The organism is Paraclostridium sp. MRS3W1 (genome assembly GCF_032465715.1).
Lineage (GTDB): Bacteria > Bacillota > Clostridia > Peptostreptococcales > Peptostreptococcaceae > Paraclostridium > Paraclostridium dentum.
In genome coordinates this window covers 1-20,201 of record NZ_JAWDJM010000102.1, presented here as the reverse complement: position 1 = coordinate 20,201, position 20,201 = coordinate 1, and the positions used below count along the sequence as shown (strand labels likewise).

The 20,201-nt window shown below is 29.1% G+C and carries 19 protein-coding genes; 18 read left to right on the top strand and 1 reads right to left on the bottom strand.

From position 1 onward, the window contains the following. The first annotated feature begins 64 nt into the window (after nucleotides 1-64). The 12 genes from ylxM (at nucleotide 65) to RWY47_RS07900 (ending at nucleotide 11,035) form a co-directional block, all read left to right on the top strand. On the top strand, nucleotides 65-433 hold the full coding sequence (ylxM, locus tag RWY47_RS07955) for a YlxM family DNA-binding protein (RefSeq protein WP_021429599.1): 369 nt from the start codon (nucleotides 65-67) through the stop codon (nucleotides 431-433). After that, complete coding sequence (gene ffh / locus RWY47_RS07950; protein ID WP_150843272.1) at nucleotides 430-1,782, top strand: signal recognition particle protein; 1,353 nt, start codon at nucleotides 430-432, stop codon at nucleotides 1,780-1,782. Before ylxM ends, ffh begins: the two co-directional genes overlap by 4 nt. A 39-nt stretch (nucleotides 1,783-1,821) precedes the next feature. Next, nucleotides 1,822-2,094: a 30S ribosomal protein S16 gene (gene rpsP, locus RWY47_RS07945; RefSeq protein ID WP_021429667.1), complete on the top strand. Its 273-nt coding sequence runs from the start codon at nucleotides 1,822-1,824 to the stop codon at nucleotides 2,092-2,094. A 23-nt stretch (nucleotides 2,095-2,117) separates the two neighbouring features. Further along, nucleotides 2,118-2,345: a KH domain-containing protein gene (locus RWY47_RS07940; protein WP_150843271.1), complete on the top strand. Its 228-nt coding sequence runs from the start codon at nucleotides 2,118-2,120 to the stop codon at nucleotides 2,343-2,345. 87 nt (nucleotides 2,346-2,432) lie between these two features. Next, nucleotides 2,433-2,948, top strand: a complete 516-nt coding sequence (rimM, locus tag RWY47_RS07935) for a ribosome maturation factor RimM (RefSeq protein ID WP_150843270.1) — start codon at nucleotides 2,433-2,435, stop codon at nucleotides 2,946-2,948. A gap of 15 nt (nucleotides 2,949-2,963) precedes the next feature. Next, on the top strand, nucleotides 2,964-3,656 hold the full coding sequence (gene trmD / locus RWY47_RS07930; RefSeq protein WP_021429662.1) for a tRNA (guanosine(37)-N1)-methyltransferase TrmD: 693 nt from the start codon (nucleotides 2,964-2,966) through the stop codon (nucleotides 3,654-3,656). 106 nt (nucleotides 3,657-3,762) lie between these two features. Further along, nucleotides 3,763-4,107: a 50S ribosomal protein L19 gene (gene rplS / locus RWY47_RS07925; RefSeq protein ID WP_021429647.1), complete on the top strand. Its 345-nt coding sequence runs from the start codon at nucleotides 3,763-3,765 to the stop codon at nucleotides 4,105-4,107. 145 nt (nucleotides 4,108-4,252) lie between these two features. Next, a complete protein-coding gene (gene ylqF / locus RWY47_RS07920) occupies nucleotides 4,253-5,158 on the top strand; it encodes a ribosome biogenesis GTPase YlqF (RefSeq protein WP_021429762.1) in 906 nt (301 codons plus the stop codon). Between the two features lie 324 nt (nucleotides 5,159-5,482). Further along, nucleotides 5,483-6,805, top strand: coding sequence for a branched-chain amino acid transport system II carrier protein (gene brnQ / locus RWY47_RS07915; protein ID WP_150843269.1), 1,323 nt, complete (start codon nucleotides 5,483-5,485; stop codon nucleotides 6,803-6,805). Nucleotides 6,806-6,982: 177 nt separating this feature from the next. Further along, complete coding sequence (locus RWY47_RS07910) at nucleotides 6,983-9,109, top strand: adenosylcobalamin-dependent ribonucleoside-diphosphate reductase (RefSeq protein WP_150843268.1); 2,127 nt, start codon at nucleotides 6,983-6,985, stop codon at nucleotides 9,107-9,109. Between the two features lie 92 nt (nucleotides 9,110-9,201). Beyond that, complete coding sequence (locus RWY47_RS07905) at nucleotides 9,202-9,969, top strand: ribonuclease HII (protein ID WP_021429635.1); 768 nt, start codon at nucleotides 9,202-9,204, stop codon at nucleotides 9,967-9,969. A gap of 43 nt (nucleotides 9,970-10,012) precedes the next feature. After that, a complete protein-coding gene (locus RWY47_RS07900) occupies nucleotides 10,013-11,035 on the top strand; it encodes an alpha-hydroxy-acid oxidizing protein (RefSeq protein ID WP_021429744.1) in 1,023 nt (340 codons plus the stop codon). A 173-nt stretch (nucleotides 11,036-11,208) separates the two neighbouring features. On the opposite strand, the gene RWY47_RS07895 is transcribed toward RWY47_RS07900, so the two are convergent. Beyond that, on the bottom strand, nucleotides 11,209-12,474 hold the full coding sequence (locus tag RWY47_RS07895) for a CapA family protein (RefSeq protein ID WP_224170667.1): 1,266 nt from the start codon (nucleotides 12,472-12,474) through the stop codon (nucleotides 11,209-11,211). A 152-nt stretch (nucleotides 12,475-12,626) separates the two neighbouring features. Here RWY47_RS07895 and RWY47_RS07890 point away from each other — a divergent pair, with 152 nt between their 5' ends. The 6 genes from RWY47_RS07890 (at nucleotide 12,627) to RWY47_RS07865 (ending at nucleotide 20,040) form a co-directional block, all read left to right on the top strand. Then, nucleotides 12,627-12,971, top strand: a complete 345-nt coding sequence (locus RWY47_RS07890) for a YraN family protein (protein ID WP_021429588.1) — start codon at nucleotides 12,627-12,629, stop codon at nucleotides 12,969-12,971. Between the two features lie 24 nt (nucleotides 12,972-12,995). Continuing rightward, a complete protein-coding gene (locus RWY47_RS07885) occupies nucleotides 12,996-14,522 on the top strand; it encodes a YifB family Mg chelatase-like AAA ATPase (RefSeq protein WP_142729830.1) in 1,527 nt (508 codons plus the stop codon). A 25-nt stretch (nucleotides 14,523-14,547) separates the two neighbouring features. Then, entirely contained in the window at nucleotides 14,548-15,636 is a 1,089-nt protein-coding gene (gene dprA / locus RWY47_RS07880) for a DNA-processing protein DprA (RefSeq protein WP_150843262.1), read from the top strand. Between the two features lie 21 nt (nucleotides 15,637-15,657). Further along, nucleotides 15,658-17,751, top strand: coding sequence for a type I DNA topoisomerase (topA, locus tag RWY47_RS07875; RefSeq protein WP_150843261.1), 2,094 nt, complete (start codon nucleotides 15,658-15,660; stop codon nucleotides 17,749-17,751). Nucleotides 17,752-17,899: 148 nt separating this feature from the next. Then, nucleotides 17,900-18,682 (top strand): GTP-sensing pleiotropic transcriptional regulator CodY, encoded by a 783-nt coding sequence (codY, locus tag RWY47_RS07870; RefSeq protein WP_021429555.1) that lies wholly within the window; start codon nucleotides 17,900-17,902, stop codon nucleotides 18,680-18,682. A 110-nt stretch (nucleotides 18,683-18,792) separates the two neighbouring features. After that, entirely contained in the window at nucleotides 18,793-20,040 is a 1,248-nt protein-coding gene (locus tag RWY47_RS07865) for an aminotransferase class I/II-fold pyridoxal phosphate-dependent enzyme (RefSeq protein ID WP_150843260.1), read from the top strand. The last annotated feature ends 161 nt before the right edge of the window (nucleotides 20,041-20,201 follow it).

Below are 20,201 nucleotides of genomic sequence, written 5' to 3'. Positions count from 1 at the left end.
ATGATATAAAATACAATGTGTAAAGGAATTAACCTTTACAGTAAAGCAAGTGGGAAGTGTAATAATGAATCTAGAAAAATTAGTAGAAATTGGGTTGTTATTTGAACAATACAAAATGCTTCTAACTGATAAGCAAAGAGAAATTGTATCACTTTATTACAATGAAGATTATTCTCTTGGAGAAATCAGTGAAAATCTAAGTGTTTCAAGACAAGGAATATATGATACATTAAAGCGTTCTGAAAAAATTTTGAAGGATTATGAAGCAAAATTAGGCTTAGTTAAAAAGTCAAAAGAACGTGAAAAAATTACACAAGACATATATAATAAAGTTGTTGACATTAAACAAGATTTATTGCAAAATAGAGATTGTGCTAATTTAATCCCTAAGGTAGAAAATATAGAAGATTTATGTAGGGAGATGTTAAAATGATATTTGAAGGATTAGCAGATAAACTACAGGGCGCTTTAGGTAAATTAAAGTCTAAAGGTAAGCTTACTGAAAAAGATGTTAAAGATGCTATGAGAGAAGTTAAGCTAGCTTTATTAGAAGCTGATGTTAACTTTAAAGTAGTTAAAGACTTTGTTAAGAAAGTTCAAGAAAGAGCTGTTGGACAAGATGTTATGGAAAGCTTGACACCAGCACAACACGTTATAAAAATAGTTAATGAAGAACTGACAAGTTTAATGGGTGATGTTCAAAGTAAAATAATGATATCGCCAAAGCCACCAACAGTTATAATGATGGTAGGTTTACAAGGTGCAGGTAAGACAACTACATCTGGTAAGCTTGGAGGATACTTTAAAAAGCAAGGTAAGAAGCCCTTACTAGTGGCTTGTGATATATATAGACCTGCAGCGATAAAGCAATTACAAGTTGTAGGTGAAAAATTAGATATACCAGTGTTTAGCATGGGAGATAAAGAAAGCCCAGTAAATATAGCAAAAGCTGGATATAATCATGCAGTAAAAAATAACCACGATTTAGTTATAATAGATACAGCGGGTAGACTTCATATAGATGAGACTTTAATGGAAGAGTTACAAAATATAAAATCTGAAGTTAAGCCACATGAAATACTATTGGTTGTAGACTCTATGACAGGACAAGATGCAGTAAATGTTGCACAAAGCTTCAATGATGCTCTTGGGGTTGATGGAGTAGTTTTAACTAAGCTTGATGGTGATACTAGAGGTGGGGCAGCACTTTCAATAAGGGCTGTAACACAAAAGCCTATAAAGTTTATAGGTATGGGAGAAAAGCTAGATGACTTAGAGCCTTTCCATCCAGATAGAATGGCATCTAGAATATTAGGTATGGGAGATATCCTAAGCTTAATAGAAAAGGCTCAAGAAAATATAGATTTAGAAAAAGCTAAGGAATTAGAAAGCAAAATTAAAAAGCAAGATCTTGATTTTGAAGATTTCTTAGAACAAATGGAACAAATTCAAAAGATGGGTCCTTTAAACAAGGTAATTGAAATGATTCCTGGTATGGGTCAAGTCAAAGATCAACTTGGGGACATCGATATGAATAATAAAGAAATTGTTAGGACTAAGGCAATCGTACAGTCTATGACAGTAGAAGAAAGAAGAAATCCTAGTATCTTAAATGCTTCAAGAAAGAAAAGAATAGCAAGAGGTAGTGGTACTAGTGTTCAAGATGTAAACAGACTTATAAAGCAATTTGATGAGATGAAAAAAATGATGAAGATGTTTACAGGAACTCAAAAAAGCATGAAGAAAAGGGGAGGCTTTGCCGGTTTACCTTTCTTTAAATAATAGAAAACAAAAAGATAAAAATTTTTCGGAGGTGTCGATATGGCAGTTAAAATAAGATTAAAAAGAATGGGATCAAATAAAAAACCTTTCTACAGAATAGTAGTAGCAGATTCTAGAGCTCCAAGAGATGGAAAGTTCATAGAAGAAATAGGATTCTACAATCCAATATCTCAACCAAAGCAAGTTAAAATAAACGATGAGAAAGCTGTTAAATGGTTAGGATGTGGAGCACAACCAACTGATACAGTTAAAACTTTATTAGTTAACAACGGAGTAATGGAAAAGTTCGAAGCTTCTAAGCAAGCTAAGTAATTTTCTTTTAGGAGTGAATTGATATGAAAGAGCTAGTACTAGATATAGCAAAGGCTCTTGTCGATAATCCAGAGGCAGTTGAAGTAGAGGAAACTTTTAATAATGGAGAAACTATCTTAAAATTAAAAGTAGCCCCTGATGACATGGGTAAGGTTATCGGTAAGCAGGGTAGAATAGCTAAAGCTATAAGAACTGTTATAAAATCTGCTTCAAATAGAGACCACAAAAAGGTTACTCTTGAAATAATATAAAGGATTAGGTATTAACCTAGTCCTTTTTGTATATACTGTGTATATATTGCGCAAAGATAAAGCATAATTTTTAAAGAAGGTGAGATTATGGAAAATAAATTAACTCATTTTAAAATAGGACAAATAGTAAAAACACAAGGTTTAAAAGGTGAAGTAAGAATTTACTCCACAACGGATGATATATATAGATATGACGACTTGGATACTTTTTATATAGGAAAAGACCTTAATACAGAATATAAAGTACAAAATGTTAGGTATAAAGGTAACTTAGTTATAATGAAAATAAAAGGAATAGATACAGTAGAAATGGCTGAAAAGATAGTTAACAAAAATATCTATGTATCTAGAGAAGAGTCAAAAGAATTAGATGAAGACGAGTTCTTTATTGCTGATATGATTGGTATAGACGTTTATACAGTAGATAATAAACATGTAGGTGTATTAGATGATGTTTTACAATATACAGCTAATGATGTTTATGTAATTAAAGGTGAAGATAATAAAGAATATCTTATACCAGCTGTTATGAAATTTGTACCTGAAATAGATATAGAAGAAAGAAAAATGATAATAGACCCTATAAAGGGAATGTTAGATTAATTTTAAGGTGATATTATGAGATTTCATATAATGACACTATTCCCAGAAATATTCAATTCTTATATGAATGAGAGTATAATGAAAAGGGCTGTAGAAAAAGGTATTATTGAAGTAAACATATACAATATAAGAGACTTTTCTACTAATAAGCATAAAAAGGTAGATGATTATCCTTTTGGAGGTGGAGCAGGCATGGTAATGACTCCACAACCAATATATGATACATATAAACATATTATAGATAAGTTTGATATAAAAGATCCTAGAGTTGTATATTTAACTCCTAAGGGTAAAGTTCACAATCAAAATATAGCTAGTGAAATGTCAACATTTGAAGATGTAATACTTTTATGTGGTCACTATGAAGGAATAGATCAAAGAATTATTGATTCTATAGTTACCGATGAAATATCTATAGGGGATTATGTATTAACAGGAGGAGAACTTCCTGCACTAATTCTTATAGACTCAATTTCAAGGCTTATACCAGGTGTATTAAGTCAAAATGAATCCTTTGAAGAGGAATCATTTAAAGATGATTTATTAGAGTACCCTCATTATACTAGACCTAGAGAATTTATGGGAATGGAAGTTCCAGAAGTTTTACTATCTGGAAATCATAAGAAAATAGATGAGTGGAGACATGAGAAATCTATTGAAATAACTAAAGAAAGACGTCCTGATTTATACAAAAAAGCTTGTAAATAAATAGGACATATAGTATAATAAAATCTGTTGAAAAAATAAAACGGGCGTTCCTCTGCTTACAAATGGTCAAGTAATTAAGAGCGTCTATGATACCAGGAGGATTAAAATGAACGAAATATTAAGATCATTAGAGCAAGAGCAATTAAAAAATGAAGTTCCTAACTTTGGACCTGGGGACACTGTAAAAGTACACGTTAGAATAGTTGAAGGAAAAAGAGAAAGAATACAAGTATTCGAAGGTGTTGTATTAAAGAGACAAGGTGGAGGAGCTAGAGAAACTTTCACTGTAAGAAAAATATCTTTCAACGTTGGAGTAGAAAGAACATTCCCTGTTCATTCTCCAAAATTAGAGAAGATAGAAGTAACTAGAAAAGGTAAAGTAAGAAGAGCTAAACTTAACTACTTAAGAGGTAGAGTAGGTAAAGCTGCTAAGATAAAAGAAGCTAGATAATAAACTTTACTATACAGGGGACTGAGATTTCAGTCTCCTTTTTTACTATTAATTAGATTAAAATAAATTTTTATAAATATAAATATAAATTATAAGTTTAGATAAAATAATTTGTGTTTTTAATATTAGAAAAAGGAGAAAATATATGAAAATACAAAGAATGACAGATGAATACTTAAGAGATGATAGTTTACATATAAACTGGTATCCAGGGCATATGAAAAAAACTAAAGACTTAGTAAGAAACAACTTAAAATTAGTCGATGTTGTTGTAGAACTTTTAGATGCAAGAATACCACTTAGTAGTAGAAATCCTGATATAGATAGATTTGTTGGAGATAAACCAAGAGTTGTAGTTTTAAACAAAAGTGATATATCAGATCAAAATAAATTAAACCAATGGGTTGATTATTACAAAAAAAGAGGAATAAAAGCTATCCCAGTAGATACTTTAAAGGGAAAAGGCGTAAATAAAATAATAGAAGAATGTAAAAATGAAACTAGAGAAAAAATGGAAGCTTTAGTTAAAAAGGGTAGAATAGAGAGACCTATAAGAATAATGATCGTTGGAATTCCAAACGTAGGTAAATCTTCTCTTATAAATAAGCTTACAGGAAGAAAAAGTACTCAAACAGGAGATAAGCCAGGAGTAACTAAAGGTAAACAATGGGTTAAGTTAAAAGGTAACTTAGAGTTATTAGATACTCCAGGTATATTATGGCCTAAATTTGAAGATGAAGAAGTAGCTTTAAAATTAGCATTTTGTAGAGCTATAAAAGATGAAGTTTTAGACGTGGACACTTTAGGTCTTAAATTAATAGAAAAATTAATGGAAATAGAACCAGAAAAATTAAAAGAAAGATATAAACTGGAAGAGCTTGGAGAAACTCCTATAGAAACTATGGATAAAATAGGAATTAAAAGAGGTCTTATTTTGAGAAAAAATGAGTTGGATTATACAAGAATTGCAACAACAGTTCTAAATGAATTCAGAGATGGTAAGATAGGAAGAATAACTTTAGAAGTACCTAAAGACATGATTGATTGTTAAAGCTATTTTAATAAATAGAGATTAGATAAAAAAATAGAATCCTTCAAAGTCAGTGTTTTCACTGTAAAGGGGCTATTTTTATAAAGTCTAAACTCTATTTTTTTTCATTTATAGGTAAGCCATAAAAAAAATTTTTTATGATAAAAATTTAACTTAAAGGCTGAAATATTTGGAATAACTTAACTCTAGAAATATATAGATTTATACAGAATATTCATAATATTTTGTATATTGACAATATTATTGACAGTTAGAAAAAACTATCATATAATATTTTCAGAATATTTAATCTAAATAAAAAGAAATTTTTTAGGGGGCTTTAATATGAAAAATACGAACAAAGATATAATTATAGTGGGATTTGCACTTTTTGCTATGTTCTTTGGAGCAGGAAATCTTATCTTCCCACCATTTTTAGGACTTATATCTGGTGAAAGTTGGATGACAGGATTCTCAGGATTTATATTAGCTGACGTAGGACTAGCATTACTAGCTATAGCAGCAGCAGCAAAATGCGGAGGAGATGTCAATAAGATTTTAGGAAGAGCAGGTAAATCTTTATCAAAAGTTGTAGGAATAGCTATAATGATTTGTCTAGGACCTTTATTAGCAATACCTAGAACAGCAGCTACAACATTTGAAATGGGTGTACAACCTATAATAGGAAATACTGTATCTCCAGTAATATTCTCTATAATATTCTTTGCAATAGTGTTATTACTTACAATAAGACCATCTAAGGTTGTAGATATAATAGGAAAAGTGTTAACACCAGCATTACTTGTTGCGTTAGCTCTTTTAATAATAAAAGGTATAATAACACCATTAGGACAAATAAGCCCAGACACTTTAGTAGACAACGTATTTTCAAATGGAGTATCACAAGGATATCAAACAATGGATGCGTTAGGAGCAGTTGCACTCTCAACTATAATAATTGCATCTTTACACAATAAAGGATATGAAAGTAACTCAGAAAAAGTAAGTTTAACAATAAAAGCTGGTATAGTAGCAGGAGTGGCTTTATGTTTTGTTTATGGAGGACTTACATTCTTAGGAGCAACTATATCTCAAAACTTTGCAGGACAAGATATAAGCTCAATATCTCAAGCTTCATTAATAGTTGGAATAACAGAACAATTACTTGGATATCCAGGTAAAGCTATACTAGGAATAATAGTAGCTCTAGCTTGTTTAACAACAGCTATAGGATTAACATCAGCTACAGGACAGTATTTCACTAAAATTACTAACAATAAATTAAAATATGAAGTAGTAGTTGTTGTTGTATGTGTATTCAGTGCTATAGTATCTAACTTTGGAGTTGACATGATAATTAAATTCTCAGCACCAATACTTGATATGGTTTACCCAGTAACTATACTACTAGTAATAACAACATTATTTAAAGATCAAATTAAAAATGATAATGCTATAAAAGGTGCAGCGTATGTAACTTTAATAATAAGTATATTAGGTGTAGTTAATTCATTAGCTAAAACTTATGGATTACCAGTACACATACCATTCTTAGAAGTATTACCATTTGCTAAGATAGGATTTAACTGGATAGTACCTGCAATAGTAGGTGGAATATTAGGAAACTTTGTTAAGACAAGTAACTGCATGAGTGTAGAATACGAATAATAAAAGTTAATATAAGAAAACATAAAGTCGTTGATAAAATTATCAACGACTTTTTTATGCTAAAAATTAAGTATAAGATATTAATTTAAAATTAAAAATATATAAATAATGTTTAATACAGTAGACAAAAAGTGTATTTATATAAAGAAACTTTTATGTATACGTTGGAGGTATAGTATGAAGAAAATCATAAAAAGAGATGGAAGTATAGAAAAATTTAGTAAATTAAAAATTGCAGATGCAGTTTATAAATCAACAATAAATAGTGAAAAAGGAATAGATAAAAATCTAGGAAATGAAATAGCAAATAAAGTTGAGGAAATTTTTGAAAACAGTGATAAGTCTTTAAATGTTGAAGAAATTCAAGATTTAGTAGAAGTATTACTTATGGAATCTAATAGAAAAGATGTAGCAAAACACTATATTTTATATAGAGAGAAAAGAGCTAATATAAGAAAAAAACCTTGGGATATGGATGAATTACAAAAATCTATATGGAAAAATAAATATAGATATAATAAAGAAAACTTTGATGAATGGATAAACAGAATATCTGCTAAAAATACTAGAATAGGAAAGTTAATAAGACAGAAAAAGTTTCTATTTGCAGGTAGAATTTTAGCTAATAGAGGATTATATAAAGATGGATTAAAAGTTACATACTCAAATTGCTACGTTTTAGAACCACCAAAAGATAATTTAGAAGATATATTTGATACAGCAAAAAAACTTGCAAGAACATTTAGTTATGGTGGTGGAGTCGGAATTGATATATCTAAATTAAGACCTAGAGGAGCCAAGGTTAATAATTCTGCTAAAAACACAACTGGGGCAGTTTCATTTATGGAATTATATAGTATGACTACAGGATTAATAGGTCAAAGAGGCAGACGTGGAGCGCTTATGATTTCAATGGAAGTAAGTCACCCAGATATAGAGGATTTTATAGATATAAAAACGGATTTAACTAAAATAACAAAAGCTAACATATCAGTGAGAATAAATGATGAGTTTATGAAAGCTGTTGAAAATAATGAAACTTATAGATGTGAATTTATAGTAGAAGGAAATAATGAACATGTTATAAAGGAAGTAGATGCTAAAAAGTTATTCATGAAATTATGTAAAAATAATTGGGACTATGCAGAACCAGGAATATTATTTTGGGATAATATAAAGAAACACCATCTTATGAGTGAAGATAAAGAATTTGCCTATTCAGGAGTAAATCCTTGTGCAGAAGAGCCATTACCAAGTGGGGGAAGTTGTTTACTAGGGTCTATAAATTTAGCTGAGTTTGTAATACAACCATTTGGGACAAGTGCTACGTTTGATAGTAATAAATTTAAAGCATGTGTTAGAGAGTCTGTAATAGCTCTAAATCAAGTTTTAGATGAAGGGCTGGATTTACATCCATTACAAGAACAAAAGATAAGTGTTGATAAATATAGACAAATCGGATTAGGTGTTATGGGTATAGGGGATATGCTTATAAAAATGAATATGAGATATGGGTCTGATGAATCAATAGATCTATGTAAATCCATAGCTAGAACAATGCTAAATGAAGCAGTTAAACAGTCATCATTACTAGCAAAAGAATATGGTCCATTTAAAGAATATAAAAAAGAAGCTATTTTAAAATCTAAATTTTTCAATGATAATATAGATGATGATATAAAAAAATTAGTTAAATTATATGGACTTAGAAACTCTCAACTTCTAACTATACCACCTACTGGATCTATATCTACTATGTTAGGAATAAGTGGTGGAATTGAACCTATATTTAACATTTCTTATATAAGAAAAACTGAAAGTTTACATGATGAAGATGTATATTACAAAGTATATACTCCTATAGTAAAAGAATATATGGATTTAAAAAATATAACTGATGAAAAAGATTTACCTGATATATTTGTAACAGCTATGAATTTAGATTATGAAGACAGAATAAAAATGCAACAAGCATGGCAGCAATATATTGATGCATCAATTTCATCTACTATAAATCTTCCTTATGAAACAACAGTTGAAGATGTGTATGAGATTTATATTAAGGCTTGGAAACACAGTTTAAAAGGAGTAACTATATTTAGAGATGGATGTAAACGAAGTGGAGTACTTATAAATGAAAAACCTAAATATGAAAAAAAAGAAAATGATTTAAAAGAAGAAATATGTGTAACTGAAGATGATAAAAATGAAAAATTCATATGCCCAGAGTGTGGAAATGAACAAATGGCAAATACAGGAGGATGTAGTATTTGCTTAAAGTGTGGATACAGCGGGTGTAATTAATAAAATTTAAAATTAAAGTGCTTAAATTTATATTAAGCACTTTAATTTTTTGATAAAATATAAAGTAAAGATAAAAAATAAGGAGATAAAAGATGAAAGATAAAAGTGTTAAGGAAATAAATGCAATTATTGACTCGATAAGCACAGATGAATATTTAAAGTATATAGACATTTTAAAGGATGATGAGAGAAAATCAGTTAAAAATATAGCTATAAAATTAGCTAAAAAACTAGATAAAATAAGAGCGGAAAATGAAAGACTAGAACTTATAAACACATTTGAAAATGAAGGATATGAAAACGGATATACATATATTGGAGGAATAGACGAAGCAGGTAGAGGTCCACTAGCAGGTCCTGTTGTTGCAGCTGTTGTAGTTTTTAAACCAGGAACTAAGATAGAGGGTATAAATGACTCTAAAAAATTGAGTGAAGCTAAAAGAGATGAATTATTTGATATAATAAGAGATCAAGCTCTTGATTATGGAATAGGTATAGTTCAAAGAGAAGAGATAGATGAATATAACATATTAAATGCAACATATATGGCGATGAAAAAAGCTATAAACTGTTTAAAGAAAGCACCAGATTATTTATTAGTTGATGCTGCACATGTTCCAGATGTGAGTATAGATCAGAAGTCTATTATTAAAGGAGACTCTAAATCTATATCTATAGCTGCAGCTAGTATACTAGCAAAGGTTACAAGGGATAGTATAATGTATGAATATGATAAAATGTATCCTGAGTACGGGTTTGCTTCTCATAAAGGATATGGAACGGACCAACATTACAAAGCTATTAGAGAGCATGGAATAACAACTATACATAGAAGAAGTTTTTTAAAAAATATATTATAGTGATATAATTTAATTATAAACTATGCTAAGGGAGATGTTTTTTATGGACTATAAAGAAATGTTAAAACAAGCAAGAGAAAATCTAAATGGAAGCTGTAGAGTTTGCAAAGTTTGTAATGGAGTAGTTTGTGCAAGTGAAGTTCCTGGAATGGGAGGGAAAGGTACTGGAAGTGCATTTATAGAAAACTATGAAAGCTTAGATAAAGTAAAATTAAATATGAGGGTTATTCATAATGTGAAAAATCCAGACACAAAGGTAGAGATGTTTGGGAAAAAAATGAAAGCTCCTATATTTGCTGCGCCTATAACAGGCACAACACTTAATATGGGTGGTAAGTTAAGTGAAAGAGAATATATAACTAGTGTTGTAGATGGATGTTTAAAAAATGAAATTTATCCTATGGTAGGAGATACTGCAGTAGATGAATTTTTAATAGAAAATTTAAGAGTAATAAAAGAGTTTGATGGAAATGGAATAGTATTTATAAAGCCTTGGGAGAATTCAGATATAAAAAGAAAGATTAAATTAGCGGAAGAAGCTGGAGCCTTTGCAGTAGGAGTAGATATAGATGCATGTGGACTAGTTACTTTATCTATGCATGGTAAAACTGTAGAACCAAAGTCAATTGATGCTATAAAGGATTTAAAAGCATCTACAAACCTACCGTTTATATTAAAAGGTATAATGACTAAGGAAGATGCTTTAATGGCTGTAGAAGCTGGTGTAGATGCTATAGTTGTATCTAACCATGGAGGTAGAGTTTTAGACCATACTCCAGGAGTGTGCGATGTACTTGAAGATATAGCTTCGGCTGTTAAAGGTAAGGTTACTATACTTGCAGATGGAGGAGTTAGAACTGGGGTTGATGTGGTTAAAATGTTAGGACTTGGAGCAGATGGAGTTTTAATAGGACGACCATTTGTAACAGCTTCATTTGGAGGACTTAGTGAAGGTGTAGACATGTATGTTAAAAAGGTTATAAATGAAATTGAATCTACTATGATTTTAACAGGATGTCAAACTATAAAAGATATAGATGAGAAAGTAATATTTAAAAAAGCATAAAATAAAAAAGGTTAAAATGTAAGTTTTGCTCCTAAAGCTGGAAAGATGCTTTAAAAGTTGCTAAACCTTACATTTTAACCTTTAATACATTTAAAGAGAAAAAGATGCTTTAAAAGTCGCTAAACCTTATATTTTAACTTTTACTACATTGTTTTATTTTGAAATAGCTTTTTTTATTTTGTTACATTTATAATGTCGGAAGAGCCTATTATAGATGTAGTGTTATCGTATGATTTTTTTGCCTTATCAAGTGGTAAATTATCTATTTTAGAAAGTTGTTTCTCATTTATTAAAGGTATTATTTCATATGTAAGTTTACCATTTTTATTGTTATATTTATTAACCCATGTAGGTATGTATTCAACATTTGAAATTTTAGTTTCTCCAGTATTTAAGTTTTTATTTACACCTATGTTGACGATAACACCATCTTCAGTATATTTTTTATTTAAAATTTCATTTCTTTGATTGCTTAAGAAGTTTCCTAATGAATATATAACCAACGTCTCATTATCATTTTCATCAGATTTTATCATTTCAATAGGTTGTACCATATGAGGATGAGAACCTATGATTATATCAACTCCATAATCACATAATTTTTTAGCTAACTCTTTTTGAAATTTATTAGGTTGTCTTGTGTATTCATCCCCCCAGTGGAGTATAACAGCTTGAAGATCAGTTTCTTTATTGTTCATAACGTCTAAAGTATCTTTAATCTCATTAAAGGCTATATCTACATAACTTGAGTTGAAAATATTTAAATTGTTAAGGTCATTATAATCTATATTCAATCCATTAAGTGCTGTAGTACTTCCATACACTTGTCCATATGAGTAAGCAGTTATACCTAACTTTACTCCATCAATATCTTTTATTAAAAAGTTTTCGTCTTCATCATTTTTTTGAGTACCGACATGTTCTATGTCTTTAGAATTTAAAACATCTATTGTTCTATAAACTCCATCAGAACCCCTATCATATGTATGATTATTTATTGTGGATACTATATCCACCCCACTATTTTTTATTGCATCAGCCAATTCATCAGGAGAATTGAATTTTGGAAATGAACTGTACTTTGCCTTAGGGCCAGCTAAAGTTGTCTCTAAATTTCCTATAGCTAAATCTGAATTAGCTATATATGGTTTTACATATCTAAAGTTATTATCGAATGAATATGTATTAGTATCTTTATCAAACTGAGCTTTTAATTGATCATCATGAGCCATTATATCCCCTATTGCACTTATAGTTACATTTTTCATACTACTATGATCATTTGCTATTTTTGTTGCATTAATTTCAAAAACCTTTCCTTTAAATATATTTACTGCTAAAAATGACATTATAAAAAATAAGCACAATGAAATTGCAGAAATTATAATAATTTCACTTTTCTTATTTTTTAGTTTCCTTTTCTTTGATGTTCTCTTCATACTTCCTCCAAATGCCCAAAATTAATATATATTAAATCATAATCTTATGAAAACTAATTATCAAGGCTTAAAAAGTTACATTTAAAAAATTGTATACTAAACAACAGTATTGACTATACTTTATAAAAAAATCAAAATAAAAGGTAATTTTTATGAATAATATACAAAAAGGTAGTTTAGGTGAAAAATTAGCAACAAATTATTTGAAGTCTAAAGGAGCTTACATATTAGAAAACAACTACAAATTAAAATTTGGAGAAATTGATATAATAGTAAAATTAAATGAAGAATTGGTATTTGTAGAAGTAAAAGCAAGAAGTAATATAAACTTTGGATATCCATCAGAAGCTGTAAATTACAAAAAGAAAATGAAGATAAAAAATGTTGCTAAATATTATATAGTTAAAAATAAATTAGAAAAAGTTCCAATAAGGTTTGATGTTATTGAAGTTTATTTGAAAAATAACGAAATAAACCATATTGAAAATGCTTTTTAATAGTAATAAAAAAGAGGTAATGAAATGTTAAGTATTATAAACTCAAGTACCTTGGTAGGTATTGAAGGAATAATAGTAGAGGTAGAAGTTGATATAACTAATGGAATACCAAGTTTCAATATTGTTGGATTAGCAGGAGCATCTATAAAAGAATCTAGAGAGCGGGTAAAGTCTGCAATATTAAATAGTGGATATAAATTTCCTAATTCAAGGATAGTGGTAAACTTATCTCCTGCAGATATGAAAAAAGAAGGAGCTTACTTCGACTTACCTATATCCATAGGAATACTAAGAAACTTTATAAATGAAAGTGATGAATATTTAAATGAAAGCTTATTTATAGGAGAACTATCATTAGATGGAAAATTGAGAAAAGTAAAAGGCATTTTATCTTTAGTTATAAATGCTAAGAATAAGGGTATAAAAAGAGTGTTTTTACCTAAAGAAAATGAAAGAGAAGCTTTATTTGTAAAAGAAATAGAAATAATACCTGTTGAAACATTGAAAGAGTGCATAGGATTTATAAATAAAGAAATAGATATAAAGAAAGAAAAAATAAAATTTATTCAAAGTAAAGAAAATTATGATGAAGATTTTTCAGATATAAAAGGAAACTATTTTGTAAAAAGAGGAGCAGAAATAGCAGCTGCAGGTAATCATAATTTTTTAATGATAGGACCTCCTGGATCAGGAAAAACTATGATTGCAAAAAGAATGATAACAATACTTCCAAGTATTAATGAAGAAGAAACATTGGAAGTAAGTAAGATATATAGTGCAGCAGGACTTTTAAAATCAAATGAAGGAATTGTTTTAAATAGACCATTTAGATCTCCTCATCATACTGCAACTAAACAGGCATTGATAGGAGGTGGCGTTGATGCAAAACCTGGAGAGGTTGTACTAGCACATAGAGGGATACTTTTCTTAGATGAGATAGCTGAATTTGATAGGAAAATATTAGAAACGCTAAGGCAACCAATAGAAGATAAATATATAAATATATCAAGAGTAAAGATGAATTTAAAATATCCATGTAATAGCATGTTTATAGGAGCAATGAATCCATGCCCATGCGGATACTATATGTCAAATACAGAATGTAAATGCAGTACAAGCGATATAAATAGGTATTTAGGTAAAATTTCAGGGCCTCTATTAGACAGATTTGATATGTTTATAGAAGTAAATTCTATACCTTATGAGGAATTCAATAGTAATAAAAAAGAAGAGAGTTCAATAGACATAAAACTAAGAGTAGAAAATGCAAGGAAAATTCAAAAAGATAGATTTAAAAATGATGTTATAGATTTTAATAATGAGATTAAATCTTCTAAATTAAATTTATATTGTAGGCTAAATGATGAAGCTAATGAAGTGTTGAAGTTAATTTTTAATAAATACAGGCTAGGAAATAGGAGTTACACAAAGTTAATAAAAACTGCTAGGACTATAGCTGATTTAGATAATAAAAAATTAATTGAACAAAATCATGTACTAGAGGCATTTTCATTTAGAAAAGCTTATTATAATTACTTTATGTATGAATAAATATGTTTTAATTTAGAGGTGAGTTATGAATAAGAAAGATATATACTTATGGTTATTGTCTATAGGAGGTATAGGAAATAAAACTATAGAAAAAATTGAAGACAGTGTAGATGATATAGAGGAGCTTATAGACCTACCTGATAAAGAGATATTAAAAATTGAAAATTTAAATTTAAATATTAAACATAATATAGTAAAATATAAAAGTCGCGCTTATCTAGATTCGCTAAAAGAGGAGTTATATAAGCATGAGGTAAGCTATATAGGAAAGAATGAGAGTACATACCCTTCTAAATTAAGACATATTTACAATGCTCCTAGTGTACTCTTTTACAAAGGAGATATAAATCAATTAAATAAGTTATCTTTAGCTATGGTAGGATCTAGAAAACCTACATCTTATGGAGTTTGGTGTGCTCAAAGTTTAAGTGAAGAATTATCTAACTATAATATAAACATAGTAAGTGGCATGGCTATGGGCATAGATGAACATTCTCACAAAGGATGTATTAAAGGATCATCAAAGACTGTAGCTGTGTTAGGATCAAGTGTAGAGAATCCACTTCCTAAGAAAAATTTTAATCTATCTAATAAAATATTAGAAGATGGAGGTCTTTTAGTATCAGAATACAATGTAGGACATCCAGTGGCTCCATCAAATTATCCAGCTAGAAACAGAATCATAAGTGGGTTAAGTGATGGGGTTATAGTAGTAGAGGCAACAAAGAAAAGTGGAGCATTAATAACTGTTGACTTTGCACTTGAACAGGGTAAAAACGTTTTTGCAATTCCAGGTAATATTAACTCAGACATGAGTAAAGGTTGCCATATGATAATAAAAGATGGTGCAAAGCTTGTTGATGATATAGAAGATATAATAAATGAATATAATTTAAAAAAATTTAACAAAATAGCTAATAATAGCAATAGCAATGGATTAACATATGTACAGCAAAGCATTTTTGATATTATTAAAACAAAAGGAAGCTTGCATATAGATAGAATTTGTGATTATACTAATATGAATATACAAGATATAAATTGCATTTTAAATATGCTTGAAATAGAAGGTAAGATAATAGAAATGCGAAACAAGATATATAGTGTAAAATAAAAATTGTGGGGGTGTGGATATATGGCAAAAAGCTTAGTCATCGTTGAGTCGCCTGCAAAAGCTAAAACCATAGAAAAATTTTTAGGAAAAAGTCATTATACAGTAAAGGCATCTGTAGGGCATATAAGAGATTTACCTAAGAGTAAATTAGGAGTAGATATAGAGAACAATTTCGAGCCTCAGTATATAAACATAAGAGGTAAAGGGGATGTAATAAAGGAATTAAAAAAAGAAGCTAAAAAAGCAAAACAAGTTTTTCTAGCAACCGACCCCGATAGAGAAGGAGAGGCTATATCTTGGCATCTAGCACATATATTATCATTGGATGAGACTGAAAATTGTAGAATTGAATTCAATGAAATAACTAAAGATGCTATAAAAAAAGCTATAAAAAGTCCTAGAAATATTAAACTAGATTTAGTAGATGCGCAGCAGGCAAGACGTGTTTTAGATAGATTATTAGGATACCAAATAAGTCCTATACTTTGGCAAAAAGTTAGAAAAGGGCTTAGTGCAGGTAGAGTTCAATCTGTTACAACAAAATTAATATGTGATAGAGAGAAAGAAATAGAAGCTTTTGATCCAAAAGAATATTGGACAATAGAATTAGATGCTAAAACAAAAGAAGGTAAGGAAGTTACCTTAAAATATTATGGAGAAAATGATAAAAAGGTAGAACTTGAAAACGAAGGTCAAGTAAATGAAATACTAGAAAAAATAAAAGGTAAAGATTTAACTGTACATAGTATAGAGTCAAAATCAAGAAAAAAATCAGCTCCTAAGCCATTTACAACAAGTATGTTACAACAAGAAGCTGCAAATAAACTTGGTTTTACAACTAAGAAAACTATGATGGTAGCACAAGAATTATATGAAGGTGTAGATATAGACGGAGAAGGAACTCTAGGTTTAATTTCATATATAAGAACTGATTCAAAGAGAATATCAGAAGAAGCTAAAGAAAAAGCTAAAGAATTTATATTAGAAGAATATAGTGATAAATATTATAAATTTGAAGAAAATAAAAAAGCTAAAACTGAGTCTAAAAAAGTTCAGGATGCTCATGAGGCCATAAGACCAACATCTGTAGATAGAACACCAAGCAACATAAAAGCATCTCTAAGTAGAGATCAATATAAGTTATATGATTTAATATGGAGAAGATTTGTTGCAAGTCAGATGGAAGACTCAGTATTTGATACTTTAAATTTAACTTGTAAAGTAGATAATTTAATATTTAAGGCCACAGGATCAACATTAAAATTTGATGGTTATACTAAAGTATATAACTTTACAGATAGAGAAGATAAAATTCTTCCAACTGTTTACGAAAAAGATTTATTATCATCAGAAGAAGTTAGACCTTCTCAACATTTTACGCAACCGCCAGCTAGATATACAGAAGCTAGTTTAGTAAAAACTTTAGAAGAACTAGGTATAGGAAGACCATCTACTTATGCACCAACAATAGCTACTATATTAAATAGAGAATATGTTGAAAAAAATGCATCTAGTTTATGCCCAACTGAGTTAGGGAAAATAGTTACTAATATATTAGAAGAAAACTTCCAAAAATTTGTTGATGTAGATTTTACAGCACAGATGGAAAATATGCTAGATGATGTTGCAGAGGGAGATACATACTGGAAAGAAGTTGTAGCAGATGTGTATGCACCACTAAAAGAGGCTATAGAAGTAGCTATTGAAAATATTGAAAAAGTAAACATGGATGAAGAAACTGATGAAATTTGTGAAAATTGTGGATCTAACATGGTTATAAAATATGGAAGATTTGGTAAGTTTATAGCTTGTAAGAATTATCCAGAATGTAAGACAACTAAACCACTAGTAAATAAGGTAGGGGTAAAATGTCCTAAATGTGGAAAAGGAGATATAATTCTTAGAAAATCAAAAAAAGGTAAGGCCTTTTATGGATGCTCGAATTATCCAGAATGTGATTTTATATCATGGAACAAACCTACCGGAGAATTATGTAGTGAATGTAATTCATACTTAGTAGAGAAGGTAACAAAATCAGAAACTAAGGTAATTTGTTCTAATAAAGAGTGTAAAAAAGAGAAAAATTTAGAAAATAATGATAAAAGCAATGAATAATGTAAAATAATGTGTCTAAAACCAATTTATAGTATTGAAAAAGGTTTGAAATTATGATAATATGACAGTGCTAAAGTAAGAACGTTAAAATAATATAAATGTATTAAGGGTATAAAAGTGGCCAAACTTCATGAGGAGATGATAATAGATGGCAAGTGAAATGCTAGAAAAAACAAGAAAAATTAATAAAACATTACAAACTAGTGGTGGAAGTAATGTGTCATTTAATTTATTAGCTGAAGCATTAGGTGAAGTTTTAAGTTCGAATGCTTATGTTGTAAGTACTAAAGGTAAAATATTAGGTGTTTACCTTAATGTTGAAAAAGACAGCTCAGTTATAGAAGATGAAAAAACACATAAAAAGATGTTCCCAGAAGCATATTCAAAAAATATATTAAAAATAAACGAAACAAAAGAAAACTTAACTGGGACAGAAATGATAGAACTTCTTCCATACGAAGAAGATAGAAAAGAAAAATATTTAACAATAGTTCCAATATTATGTAGTGGACAAAGATTAGGTACATTAATACTTGCGAGATACGACCAAATGTTTACAGATGACGACTTAGTAATAGCAGAATATAGTGCAACAGTTATAGGTCTTGAAATATTAAGATCTATAGGTGAAGAGCTAGAAGAAGAAATGAGAAAGAAAGCTGTAGTTCAAATGGCTATAGGAACATTATCATATTCTGAATTAGAAGCTGTAGAGCATATATTCGAAGAATTAAGCGGAAGAGAAGGACTACTTGTTGCAAGTAAAATTGCAGATAGAGTTGGAATAACAAGATCTGTAATAGTAAATGCATTAAGAAAGTTTGAAAGTGCAGGGGTTATAGAATCTAGATCGCTAGGAATGAAAGGAACTCATATAAAAGTTCTTAACGACAAATTAATAGAAGAATTAGAGAAGTTAAAGTCTAATTAATTATAAAAAATAAGGCATCTATAAGGATGTCTTATTTTTTTTTCATAAATAATCATTAAATCTAACTAATTGTAATATGTATTAATATACAAGTATTTAGGAGGGATTTAATGATTACGTCAATGGCGGCTAAACATGCTATTTGGCCAAAAGAAGAAGATATGATATTCAATTTATCTAAAAGGGCACAAATATGTGAAAAAGAAAATGGAAAAGAAAATGTTATAAATGCTACTATAGGTGCACTTATGGATGATGAGGGAAACCTTATAACTTTAAAGTCAGTTTATGATGAATATAAAAACTTAGACAACAAACAAATAGCGGCATACGCTCAAATTGCAGGGCAAAGCGACTATATAGAAGCAGTAAAAAAAGCTTGTTTTAAGGAATTTATGCCAAGCAGCAATATAAGAGTAGTTGCATCTCCAGGAGGGTCTGGATCTATAAAGTTAGCAGTTTTTAATTATACAGAAAAACAAGAAACTATACTTGTACCAGATTGGTATTGGGGACCATATAAAATTATTTGTGAAGAGATAAATAGAAATATTACAAACTATGAATTATTTAATAAAGAAGGCAATTTTAATTTTGAATCATTTAAAGATCAATTTATAAATTTATCACAAAAACAAGATAGAATTTTTTCTATATTTAATACACCAGCTCATAATCCAACTGGATATACAGTTTCTGATGAAGAGTGGGACAAAATATTAAATTTATGTAAGCAAACTGTAAAAGATACAAATAAAAAAATAACTTTATTTGTAGATGTAGCATATATAGATTTTTCAGGTAAAGGATCTAATGATACTAGAAGATTTTTCAAAAAGTTTGAAAACCTACCTGAAAACATATTGGTAATTATAGGGTTTAGTATGTCAAAAGGATATACAGCATATGGAATGAGAAGTGGGGCTTGCTTATGTGTATCTAGCAATAAAGATATAGCTGATGAATTTTATTATTCATGCTCACATTCTGCAAGAGCAAATTGGTCAAATTGCAATAGAGGGGCTATGGAGTTATTAACAACAATTATAAATGATGAAGAAAAGCTAAAAAGATATGAAGATGAAAAAAATTCATATAAATCAGTTTTAAAAGAAAGAGCTAAAGTATTTGTAGATGAAGCTAGAGATATAGGGCTAAATATACTTCCATATAGAGATGGATTCTTTGTAAGTATACCTTGTAAAAATCCTATGAAAGTATGTGAAAAAGCAATAGAAAGTAATTTATATACTATCCCGTTAAAAATGGGAGTAAGATTTGCTGTATGTGCTGTAAATAAAGAAAAGTGTAAGATTGCACCTAGGATTTTAAAAGAAGCAATTGACTTAGTTGATTAAATTTAAAGTAGAAAAACTTAAAGATTATAAAAATAGGGGGATAAAAATGAAACTATTAATGACTGGAAATGAAGCAATAGCTCGTGGAGTTTATGAAGCAGGGGTAAAGTATGCATCTGCATACCCGGGAACTCCAAGTACTGAGATATTGGAAAATGTAG

Bases quoted from the DNA above. Each gene is read 5' to 3' on its own strand.
- ylqF (WP_021429762.1), top strand. From the start codon at position 4,253: ATGAAAATACAAAGAATGACAGATGAATACTTAAGAGATGATAGTTTA.
- rpsP (WP_021429667.1), top strand. From the start codon at position 1,822: ATGGCAGTTAAAATAAGATTAAAAAGAATGGGATCAAATAAAAAACCT.
- trmD (WP_021429662.1), top strand. From the start codon at position 2,964: ATGAGATTTCATATAATGACACTATTCCCAGAAATATTCAATTCTTAT.
- RWY47_RS07940 (WP_150843271.1), top strand. From the start codon at position 2,118: ATGAAAGAGCTAGTACTAGATATAGCAAAGGCTCTTGTCGATAATCCA.
- RWY47_RS07910 (WP_150843268.1), top strand. From the start codon at position 6,983: ATGAAGAAAATCATAAAAAGAGATGGAAGTATAGAAAAATTTAGTAAA.
- RWY47_RS07895 (WP_224170667.1), bottom strand. From the start codon at position 12,474: ATGAAGAGAACATCAAAGAAAAGGAAACTAAAAAATAAGAAAAGTGAA.
- ylxM (WP_021429599.1), top strand. From the start codon at position 65: ATGAATCTAGAAAAATTAGTAGAAATTGGGTTGTTATTTGAACAATAC.
- codY (WP_021429555.1), top strand. From the start codon at position 17,900: ATGGCAAGTGAAATGCTAGAAAAAACAAGAAAAATTAATAAAACATTA.
- RWY47_RS07885 (WP_142729830.1), top strand. From the start codon at position 12,996: ATGTTAAGTATTATAAACTCAAGTACCTTGGTAGGTATTGAAGGAATA.
- rplS (WP_021429647.1), top strand. From the start codon at position 3,763: ATGAACGAAATATTAAGATCATTAGAGCAAGAGCAATTAAAAAATGAA.
- dprA (WP_150843262.1), top strand. From the start codon at position 14,548: ATGAATAAGAAAGATATATACTTATGGTTATTGTCTATAGGAGGTATA.
- brnQ (WP_150843269.1), top strand. From the start codon at position 5,483: ATGAAAAATACGAACAAAGATATAATTATAGTGGGATTTGCACTTTTT.
- RWY47_RS07905 (WP_021429635.1), top strand. From the start codon at position 9,202: ATGAAAGATAAAAGTGTTAAGGAAATAAATGCAATTATTGACTCGATA.
- rimM (WP_150843270.1), top strand. From the start codon at position 2,433: ATGGAAAATAAATTAACTCATTTTAAAATAGGACAAATAGTAAAAACA.
- RWY47_RS07865 (WP_150843260.1), top strand. From the start codon at position 18,793: ATGATTACGTCAATGGCGGCTAAACATGCTATTTGGCCAAAAGAAGAA.
- RWY47_RS07890 (WP_021429588.1), top strand. From the start codon at position 12,627: ATGAATAATATACAAAAAGGTAGTTTAGGTGAAAAATTAGCAACAAAT.
- topA (WP_150843261.1), top strand. From the start codon at position 15,658: ATGGCAAAAAGCTTAGTCATCGTTGAGTCGCCTGCAAAAGCTAAAACC.
- RWY47_RS07900 (WP_021429744.1), top strand. From the start codon at position 10,013: ATGGACTATAAAGAAATGTTAAAACAAGCAAGAGAAAATCTAAATGGA.
- ffh (WP_150843272.1), top strand. From the start codon at position 430: ATGATATTTGAAGGATTAGCAGATAAACTACAGGGCGCTTTAGGTAAA.